The organism is Achromobacter veterisilvae, from assembly GCF_900496975.1.
GTDB classification, from domain to species: Bacteria; Pseudomonadota; Gammaproteobacteria; order Burkholderiales; family Burkholderiaceae_B; genus Achromobacter; species Achromobacter veterisilvae.
On the sequence record NZ_UFQC01000027.1, the window covers coordinates 78,551 to 85,021 of the forward strand.

General features: G+C 67.1%; 4 protein-coding genes. 2 read left to right on the forward strand and 2 right to left on the reverse strand.

Features of this window, described 5'->3' with window-relative positions; all coding sequences use genetic code 11:
* Positions 1-143 precede the first annotated feature (143 nt).
* Complete coding sequence (locus AVE30378_RS22390) at positions 144-1,790, forward strand: methyl-accepting chemotaxis protein (RefSeq protein WP_129243461.1); 1,647 nt, start codon at positions 144-146, stop codon at positions 1,788-1,790.
* Positions 1,791-1,887: 97 nt separating this feature from the next.
* A complete protein-coding gene (locus tag AVE30378_RS22395) occupies positions 1,888-3,108 on the forward strand; it encodes a hypothetical protein (protein ID WP_129243464.1) in 1,221 nt (406 codons plus the stop codon).
* A 34-nt stretch (positions 3,109-3,142) separates the two neighbouring features.
* Here AVE30378_RS22395 and AVE30378_RS22400 read toward each other — a convergent pair whose 3' ends face one another.
* Both AVE30378_RS22400 and AVE30378_RS22405 read right to left on the reverse strand, forming a co-directional pair.
* A complete protein-coding gene (locus AVE30378_RS22400; RefSeq protein ID WP_129243467.1) occupies positions 3,143-5,635 on the reverse strand; it encodes a TonB-dependent siderophore receptor in 2,493 nt (830 codons plus the stop codon).
* 120 nt (positions 5,636-5,755) lie between these two features.
* On the reverse strand, positions 5,756-6,471 hold a 716-nt coding region (locus AVE30378_RS22405), incomplete at its 5' end, for a FecR family protein (protein WP_129243470.1).

Genomic DNA, 6,471 nt, shown 5'->3' on the forward strand with positions numbered 1-6,471 from the left:
AAAGGACCGCGGCCATTTCGTGACAAAGACGCCACATCCGTGGAAACCCTCTGGACAATGCGGCGTTATCAGATATTTCATATGCAGACAAAATGCAATCTTCGAATTGCATCCGGCTCCCCACTGAAAGAGAGGCATGCGCCATGCGAGTGAATCTCCCGATTACCGACCATGAGTTCGTACTGCATGACGATCAATATCTGATCTCGAAGACAGATTTAAAGGGACGCATCACATACTGCAATCCCGCATTCGTGGAAATCAGCGGTTTCACGCGGGAAGAGCTGCTGGGAAAAGCCCACAATATCGTCCGCCATCCGGATATGCCGCCCGCGGTGTTCGAGGATATGTGGGACACCCTGAACGCGGGCAGGCCGTGGCTGGCGGTGGTGAAGAACAGGCACAAGTCCGGCGGTTTCTATTGGGTGCTGGCGAACGCGATGCCGGTCATAGAGGCCGGCGAGGTCACGGGCTACGCCTCGGTGCGCATCAAGGCCTCGCGCCAGCAAATAGAAGATGCGGAGCATTTTTACGCCCAGGTGGCCGCCGGGCAGCTCGGCGGCTATGCGCTGCAGGCCGGCCAGCGAACCGCCGTCGGCTGGAGGAAGTGGCTGCGCGCCGCGGCCTATCCGCTGCGCAGCGGCATCGTGCCAGCCACGCTGCGCGGCACCGCGCTGCTGTGCGCGCTGGCGGCGATACCCACCCATCTCCTGCTTTCCGCCCGCGAAGACGTTTCGCGTCCGGCCTGGTGGGCCGTGTACGGGGGCTGTGCGCTGGCGGCCATGCTGGCCTCGGCGATGCGGGCCGGGCGTTTCGTCAAGCAACTGAGAACAGCCGAGGAAGTGGCGAGGCAGATCGCCGCGGGGAATCTCGTCAATGAAATCGATACGGATATTAAAGGGGAAGCGCGCAATCTGTACTTCTACCTGGATATCATGCGCAAGAGCCTGACAGGCATTTCCACCGAGGTCGCTTCCCAAACGACCCGCCATGCCGGCACCATCGCCAAACTGCACGCGGACAGCAGCGACTTGGCAAGCCACACCAGCGACCAACGCGATTCGCTGCAGGACACCGCCGCCAGCGTGGCGCAACTGGCCGCTACCGTTGCGCGCAATACGGAGAGCGCGGCGTCCGCCTCGGCGCTGGCCAGGGAAAGCCAGACTGCCGCGACGCAGGGCGGCGAGACGGTCGGCCAGATGGTCTCGACGATGCAGGCGATCAATGAAGGGTCCAGGAAGATAGCGGAGATCGTCTCCGTCATCGAAGGCATCGCCTTCCAGACCAATATCCTTGCGCTCAACGCCGCGGTCGAGGCCGCGAGGGCCGGCGATCAGGGCAAGGGGTTCGCCGTCGTCGCGGGGGAAGTGCGCAGCCTGGCCCAGCGCACGACGCAGGCGGCGAAGGAGATCAAGACGCTGATCGACACGTCGGTGACCCAGATGTCCGTGGGGTCGAGCCAGGCCAGCACGGCGGGGACCGCCATGCAAGAGATCATCCAGTCCGTCGATCGGGTCAGCCAGTTCATGGCCGAGATCGCCCATGCTTCGGGCGAGCAGGCGGCCGGGGTCGACACCATCAGCGCGGCGGTCGCCAAAATGGAGAACCTGGTGCACAAGAACGCCTCGCTGGTGGAGGAATTGGCCGGCGTTGCCCAGCATCTTGGCGCCGAGTCTAGCTCCATGGTCGACACTATCGGCGTGTTCCATACGCAGGCAGGCAAGGAACGGGCCGTCATGCCTGCGCAAAAGGCGCCGCCGCTGCGCCTGGCGGCGGCGCATTCAGCGTAGCGGGGCTGTGCGCGCGGCGGCATGCTTCAATGGCGTTTTCGCGGAAGCTCGTCGCGCGGTGCGCGAGCGCGAGTGCCGCTGCGCAGGGAAACGTAGAGTGAAGAAGACCAGGGATTATTGGTTTGGCATAGTCATTTCCTTCCTGTTGGCGGGCCTGCTGGCCTTCCTGGGCGTCGCGGCCGTGAGCAGCAAGGGCCTGGGCTGGGGCGCGGCGGCGCTGGCGGCCTACGCGGTCATGTTCGGCGGACCGCTGGCCATCTTGCTGGCGGTGACCTGGATCGTGTACCTGGCGCGGGACCGCAGGAACGTGCCGGGGCACGTCCATGCGCTGATGTTCGTCCCCACGCTGCTGGCCGCGCTGATCGTTCCGGTCAGCGAATCCATCCGGAAGAGCCAGTGGGACAGTTTTCGCGAGTCGCACCCCGCGATCGCCGAGACGCACGTCAACCTGAGCGGCCGCACGATCTGGCTGGATACCCGCGAGGCTTCCGCGGCTTCCGGCGCGTCTCCCTACATGGAGCCCGCGTCGGCCGACAATCGCAATTTCTCCAGGTTCCGCCGCTATCCGGGGCCGGACGCCTTGGCCAAGGGCGTGTTTCCCTATGACGGCGCGCGCCTGAAGGAAGCGGCCGCGCGCTATGTCTACCTGGACCAGGCGGGCGCGCCCGGCGCCTCCTTGCCGCTGCGCCGCCTGCCGTATCCCGATCTGGGGAAACTGCCCTCCGCGTATGCCTACGGCGAGGCCGGGCTGCTGGTGTACCAGTATTTCCATTACGCCGACCGCGTCGAAGTGGCGCCGGGCATCGCCCGCTTTTCGCTGATGACCGAGCAGGCGATGGAGTCGGCGCGCATTCCCGGGCTGGCGATTTTCGGCATGGCCAACTACACGCCCGAGACGATGGCCAGGGTGGAGATCAACGGCCAGGCATACGATATGGGCGGCGATGCCGCGGGCAGCCTGTTGGGGCATCCCTGCCATCTGTCCCATGGCGGCAGTCCGGTGCTGCTCGACCTGGACCAGCCGGTGCGCATACGCTGGCAGACCTTGGAAGAGCCGGGAGCCTGGCGCGAAGCGGCGGTGGCCGTGCCCGCCTTCGGCAAGGCCGGCAAGGCCGACTCCGGCGCGGGCTTGGTGCGCGTGCGCCTGTACTTCCTGCCCGATGGAACGGTGGCCGCCGAGCGCTACCAGGAGATCCGTTCACGCAGGGACGAACTCGCGATCCGCGCCACGGGGCTGCCGCCTTCCGCGCGGCCCCATGTGTCCTGCGGGGCCTATGCCGGCTACAACCCGCAGACCGTGCGGTTGTTGGGCGACTGAAGACCGGATTGCGTCGCCGCCGGCCTTCGGCTCTTCAATAAGTGCCGCGCAGCGTCAGCATCCAGTTGCGCGGCGCGCCATACCAGTTGCCGCCGGCCGCGTCGCCCACGCGCTCGTAGTAGACCTTGTCGAATAGGTTGTTGGCATTGAGCGTCAGGGACCAGCTTGGGTCGAAACGGTATTGCGCCATCAGGCCGACCACGGCGTAGCCGGATTGGGCGAACTTGTACGGGGTGGCGTCGCCGTTCGGCGCATAGACCGCCCCGGACACGAAGGTGGAACTCTGCACGACGGCATTGCCGCCGACGCGCCAGCGCGACAGCGAACCGGGCAGCGTGTAGGCGGTGGAGAGTTTGAACAGATGGCGCGGAGTGACCGTGCTGAAAACGGTGCCTTCGCTCTTGTCCTTGGAATTGTTGAAGGTGTAGCCCAGGGCGACCTCCCAGCCCGGCGTGACTTCGCCGCCGATTTCCAGGTCCACGCCGCGGCTCACGACCTTGCCCTGCGCCTGGTAGCAGCAGTTGCCGGCCCAGGGGTCGCTGGATTCCGGGTAGCGCGGGTCGACCACGCCGGTGCCGGTGCGTTCGACGTTGAACAGGCTCAGCGTGGCGTTCAGGCGGCCATCCATCAGCTCGCCCTTGAGCCCCGCCTCGTAGCTCTTGCCCTTGATGGCGGTCAGGGAAGAGCCGGGCGGGGGGCCGGACTTCAGCAGGCCCTGGGGTTTATGGATGGTGGAATAGCTGGCATAGACGGACCAACTGTCGTTGAGGTCGTAGATGATTCCGCCGTACGGCGTGGTCTTGGTGGGTTCTTCATAATCGGTGCGCGACGACACTTCCCAGGCGGACGCGCCATCGGGCCGGTCGGACACGCTCTGGAAGAACTTGTAGCGGCTCATGCGCGCGCCGGCGATCAGGTGCAGGCGCGAAGTCGGGTTGATGCGCAGCACGCCATAGATGCCTTTCTGCTCCTGGCCCCAGGGGTCATAGCGCAGGGTGAGCGGCACGTTCAGGTCCGGATTCCAGGCGTTGCGGTCGAACACGTTGACCGGAACCTGCCAGTTGTCCGCCGGCTTGCCGGTGTTCCATCTGCCTTCGGCGCGTTGCCAGTCGGCGCCGAGCAGGATCTCGTGGCTTTGCCCGAACAGGTCGAAGCTGCCGCTGAGATTGGCGTCGAACACGGTTTGCTCGTTGTCCATGACGTAGCGGCCGCCGCCCCAGCTCGAGCCCGAACCGTCGGCGGGATCGATGGCGCCATAGCCGAAGGCCGTGGTCGAGCGCATGTTGCGGCGCTCTTGCGTGTAGTTGAGCTTGAGCTTCCAGCGGTCGAGGAAGCGTTGCTCCAGTTGCGCGAAGATCTGCTTGTTTTCGCCGGTCGCCAGTGCCCAGGGCTGGGTCAGGCTGGCCGAACGCGACAGGCCGATGTCGCTGCCGTCGGCATAGCGCGGCAGGCCGCTGCCATAGCCGCGTTCGCGCGTCTTGGTGTAGCTGCCGCCGACCGTCAGCAGCGTGTCGCGCGTTAGATCCGCTTCCAGCACGCCGTAGAGCATCGGGGATTCGCTGTGCCGGTCGTCCAGGTAGGAATCGCTGTTGCCGTACACCGCCACGGCGCGGCCGCGAAGGCGGCCGTCGAAGCCGAGCGGGCCGGTGGCGTCGATCATGCTGCGGTAATTGTCCCAGCTTCCCGCCGACGCTTCCATGGTCAACTGGTACTCGGCCAAGGGGCGCTTGCGCACCAGGTTGATGATGCCGCCGGGGTCGCCCATGCCGCCCAGCAGGCCCGACGCGCCGCGCATGACTTCGACGCGATCGTAGAACGCCAGGTCCTGCGCGCCATCGTAGGTGTACGCGCCCAGCGCCAGGGGGGCGCCGCCGTCGATCTGCATGCTGGTGATCTGGAAGCCGCGCGAAAAGAAATTGTAGGAGTTGTAGGCCGCGCGCTGCACCGTGATGCCGGCCGCGTGGGCCAGCGCGTCGCTGACGCTGGTGAGGTGCTCGTCGTCGATCTGCTGCCGCGTCACCACCGACACGGACTGCGGCACCTCGCGGAAGGCCAGGTCGGTCTTGGACGCGGTGCTGGTGACGCGGCTGGTGTAGGAGCCGGTGCCTTCGGTGGTGCCGTCTTCGGCGCGGCGGGCGGTCACGGTGATGGCCGAGAGCGTGGCCGCGTCCAGATTGTCCGGTTCGCGCTCGATCACGGCCTTGCCGTTCTCCACGACGGCGATCAGGCCGCTGCCGGCCAGCAGGCGGTCCAGCGCCTGCTGCGGGGTGAGCCGCCCGGCCACGGGCGGCGCGGTCTTGCCGGCGACGAGCGCGGGGTCGTAAAGCAGTTCCATGGACGTTTGCCGTCCCAATTCCACCAGGGCTTCGTGCAGCGGCTGGCGGGCGGAATTGATCACCATGGCGGCGTCGGCAGCCAAGGTGGCGGCGGGGGCCGCCGTCAAGGAAAGCAGGGCGAGGGACAGGCGTCCCAGCAGGAAGCGTGCGCGCGCCGGCTGGCGGCGGTTGCGGGAAGGCAGGAAGGTCATGGGAGGTTGTTCCAACGGGTTTGCCGCGGCTTGCGATTCAAGCCGGCACTCATGGGTAACGAGTGCGGAACGGCCGGAAACCCTGAAGATCCCGTCGGGAAAAATTGAAACAAATTGAAACTACGGGGTGGGCGTCAGCACATAGCGTCCTTGCCCTTCGGCCTGGACGCGCACGGGCGCGATACGGGGCAGCAGCTCCAGCAGGGTGCTCGGAGAGTCCACGTTCAAGGTCCCCGCGACCCTCACCCGCGCCAGGCGGGCGCCATCCAGCCGGATGACGAAGGGCGCGTAGCGGTTGAGTTCGGCCACGGCCTGGGGCAGGGGCGTGTTGTTGAAAACGATCCGGCCTTCGCGCCACGCCGTGGCGGCAGCCACGTCGACGGCGGCCGCCGGCGTCAGCCCGTCGCGGGTGGCGAGCAGGCCCTGGCCCGGCCCCAGCGTTTCGCGGCGCCAGAACGCCCAGCCGGCGGCCCGGACTTCGACCGAGCCCGAGCTGACCGAGACTTCGGTGGCGTCCTCCCGCCTGCGGACATTGAAGCGCGTGCCCGTCACGCGCACGGCCGCCAGTCCGGCGCGCACGACGAAGGGGCGCGACGCGTCGGCGGACACGGAGAAACTGGCCTCGCCCGCCTCGAGATCGACCTCGCGGCGGTCGGCGTAATAGCGCACCACGGCCCGGCTGTCGGTGTTCAGGTCGATCGACGTCCGGTCGGGGAGGGCCACGGTCCGGCGCTGGCCGTGCGCGGTGGCCAGCGCCTGTTCGAAGCCGGCCGGGCCCTGCCAGCGCAGGCCGACGGCGAGACCGCCGGCCGCCAGCGCGCCCGCGCCGGCCAGCG

Bases quoted from the DNA above. Each gene is read 5' to 3' on its own strand.
- AVE30378_RS22390 (WP_129243461.1), top strand. From the start codon at position 144: ATGCGAGTGAATCTCCCGATTACCGACCATGAGTTCGTACTGCATGAC.
- AVE30378_RS22400 (WP_129243467.1), bottom strand. From the start codon at position 5,635: ATGACCTTCCTGCCTTCCCGCAACCGCCGCCAGCCGGCGCGCGCACGC.